Here is a 3,100-nt window from a genome sequence, read left to right as displayed (position 1 = left end):
GAACGCAGTCAGCTGGTCGGCGTCGGGATGGTTCCCCGCCCCGGCGGCCTGCTGCTCCAGCCGCGCGCGCGCGATCTTGGGAATCTCTGACACGGGCCCCTACCTCGCCTCTTTCTTCCCGGAGAACGTCCGAGCCGCCGTTTCTTGCAGGCGACCGCGGATGTCCACCGCCAGATCGCGCACGTCGGCCTCCAGCGCCTCTTCCGCCTGCCGCTTGCTCATGCCGCGCTGGCGCAGGCCGCTCACGATCTGCTTGCGCAGCCCGGCCGTGATCTTCCCCAGCTTGCGGCTGATGGTGGATTCATGCACGCCCAGCGTCTGCGCAATCTCCGCCAGGGTGCGCTGGTCGAGAAAATATGCCGCCAGGATGAAGCGGTCTTCGGCTGCGAGCGACGCCAGCGCCTGATCCGTGGCCGCCTCCAGGCGCGCGTCCACGGGCGCAGCAGCTTCCGCGGCGGGAGCGGCGAACTGCACGCCCGCTTCTTCCTTTTCTTCCAGGCTCACCAAACGCTTGCCGCGGCGGTAGCGGTTGACGTACTCCTGGGCCAGCACGGTGCGCAGCCAGCCCTCGAGTGAGCCGCGTCCCATGTAGAAGTTCAGCTTGGAAACGCGCTCGCCGTCGCGGGTGGCGGTGCCGTAAAGGTCGGCGTAGAGCGAGTCAGCCAGCTCGCGCGCAGCCGAATCCTCGCGCGCGATGGCTCCGGCGGCGTCGTAGAGCTTTTCGCGATAGCGCAGCAGGAAGTCCTGCCAGGCGGCCTCGTTGCCGGCGGCGCAGCCCCGGGCCAGCGCCAGCTCCTCCACCCACAGGCTGCGATAGAGCTCGAGCGCCTGCTCCTGCCCGGCGTCCGGCGGCAGGTATTTGGCCCCGACTCCCGCCAGGATGCGCACCCACTCACCCGGGTCGAGGCCGTATTTCGCGGCGTCGCTTCGATTAAAGAGCTCGGCGAAGAGCGCGGCCAGGGCCTGCGCCTCGGCCTTCCCGGCGCCCTTGGGCGGGGTGGGCTGGGTCGCGTTTTGCGGGCTGCTGCTCATGAGGGATTAGATGGCCTGGGCCGGGAACTCCGGCCCCGATGGTATCAACTTTCGATGCAAGAAACCGGGGAGGCGGCGTTCTCCGTCCAAGGGATAAGGACCCGACTCAGCGGGCGCCCTGGAGGTACGCCATGAAATTCAGACTCACAGCCGCATTGGCGCTGGCCGCGGGCTTCTGCCTGCTACTGGCCGCCGTAAGTTGGACCCCGACCCCGGCGGAGGCCGGGCAGCCGCCTATGGCCACTGGCTACCGGGTGCTCGAACCCATCACCCAGGGCAACCTCACCATCTTCCCGGTGGTGGCCGCGAGCACGCACGACACCCGCGAATTCCTCACCCTGGACGAAGGCCTGCGCTCCGGCCAGGTGGAAGTGACGGAAGCCGGACGCGTTCGGCCGCTGGTCCGCCGTGGTGGAACGGCGTATCGGCCCACGAGCGACCAGGTGAACAACCTGGTGCTGGTGAACAACTCCGACCGGCCGCTGATCCTGCTGGCGGGGGAGATCGTCACCGGCGGCAAGCAGGACCGAGTGGTGGGCAAGGACCGCATCATTCCCGCGCACAGCGACCCGGTGGACCTGGGCGTCTTCTGCGTGGAGCCGGGGCGCTGGGTGGCGCGCTCGGGAGGCGGCTCGAAGTTCGACGCGCAAAGCGCGCCGATGGCACAGCCCAGCGTGCGCAAGCGCGCCATGAGCGATAAGGACCAGCAACAGGTGTGGGCCGAGGTGGCCAAGTCGCGCCAGGGCATGGCGGACGCCGTGGCGAGCACGGGCGGCGGTGCTGCCCGGGCAGAGATCGAATCCTCCACCTCCTACGCGCAGGCCGCAGATAACCGCGAGGTCAAGCGCCAGGTAGACTCGGTCGCCGTGCCGCTGGAGCGCTCCTATCAGGGACTGATCCGCGAGCTGCGCGCCCGCAACGCCGTGGGCGTGGTGGTCGCCGTCAACGGGGAGATCATCTGGGCCGACCTCTTCGCCAGCCCGCAACTGCTGGAGAAGTACTGGCCCAAGCTGGTGCGCTCCTACGCCGCCGAGGCCTTGACCACGCGCCCGGAGCGGGGACGCCCCACGGTGTACGCCGCCCAGTCCTTTTTGGACGACTTGAGCGGCACCCGCGAGGTGGTGGAGAGCGAGCCTGGCGTCTTCCGGCACACCGAGGTGGTGGGCCGCGGGTTCCGCGTCTTCGAGTTGGCGTCGCTTTTGCCCAGGACCGGCTTCGACGTGCACATCAGCAAGATGACGGAGTGAGGCAACCCGGCGACTCCGAACGGATTCAAAGGTTGCCAGAGAAATAAAAGATTTTCTTCGAAACGAAGGACCTAGGGAGCGTGTCTAAGCGTAGTAGAAAGTAGAAGCACAAGGGTCGGAGGTGACCCATGGGCGAGAAGTTTTCAAGAACGGAGATCTCGGACCTGCGCAGCGAGCTGCTAAAGGGCGGGCTCGATGCCCTGCAATCGGCCGAGTTGCTCCAACTCTTTCTGATGGGGCGCGGATACGGCGTCGCGCCCGATGCCGCCCTGGATGCTGCGAGCCGCTTGGGAGGCTCGGGCTGCACCGTGGATGTGATCCGCATGGAGCTGAACAAGATCGCGCGGGTGATGTGAATCCCCCGGGCCGCTAGCTAGCGGCCGTCCCACCGCCAACCAGCCGCGGGATACGCGAAAAAACAAGATGCCGGGCCAACCAGCCCGGCATTTTTGTTGCCTGCACGCTACCCATTTCCCCTCACAAAGCGCATTCTAAGTGGAAGGAGATTCCGTGAGAAATCTGCGTTTCGCGCTCTTGGCGTCTTTGGCGCTCGCTTTCGTTCTTCCAGCCTTTGCCGGCGACCGCAAGAGCTATCCCATGAACCTCCCGGCCGCGGGCGTGGAAAGCGTGGTCTTCGACGTTCAGGAGGGCGACTTCGTGGTTCGCGGCCCGGTGGCCAGCAATCCCACCGCAGCGGCCCCGGCCACCATCATCAGCACGCCGGGATAGAAGAAGATCCAGCGCGGGCTGTAGAGCAGCATCATGCGCAGGTGCTGCCATCCGGCGTCGAAGGTCCTGAGGTGCGGCGGGCGCCCGCGGCC

At 67.0% G+C, this 3,100-nt stretch carries 4 protein-coding genes; 2 read left to right on the top strand and 2 right to left on the bottom strand.

What is annotated here, in order from left to right:
* Positions 1-99 precede the first annotated feature (99 nt).
* Positions 100-1,032 (bottom strand): sigma-70 family RNA polymerase sigma factor, encoded by a 933-nt coding sequence (locus tag VGQ94_04065; GenBank protein ID HEV2021680.1) that lies wholly within the window; start codon positions 1,030-1,032, stop codon positions 100-102.
* A 131-nt stretch (positions 1,033-1,163) separates the two neighbouring features.
* Here VGQ94_04065 and VGQ94_04060 point away from each other — a divergent pair, with 131 nt between their 5' ends.
* Together VGQ94_04060 and VGQ94_04055 are read left to right on the top strand one after the other, a co-directional pair.
* On the top strand, positions 1,164-2,279 hold the full coding sequence (locus tag VGQ94_04060; protein ID HEV2021679.1) for a DUF6569 family protein: 1,116 nt from the start codon (positions 1,164-1,166) through the stop codon (positions 2,277-2,279).
* A 128-nt stretch (positions 2,280-2,407) separates the two neighbouring features.
* Positions 2,408-2,635: a hypothetical protein gene (locus VGQ94_04055; protein ID HEV2021678.1), complete on the top strand. Its 228-nt coding sequence runs from the start codon at positions 2,408-2,410 to the stop codon at positions 2,633-2,635.
* A gap of 285 nt (positions 2,636-2,920) precedes the next feature.
* Here VGQ94_04055 and VGQ94_04050 read toward each other — a convergent pair.
* Positions 2,921-3,100: hypothetical protein (locus VGQ94_04050; protein ID HEV2021677.1), on the bottom strand; the 180-nt coding region annotated here is incomplete at its 5' end.

This window comes from Terriglobales bacterium (assembly GCA_035937135.1).
In the GTDB taxonomy this organism is placed as follows: domain Bacteria; phylum Acidobacteriota; class Terriglobia; order Terriglobales; family Acidobacteriaceae; genus DASYVL01.
This window is presented reverse-complemented; position numbering and strand designations above follow the sequence as displayed.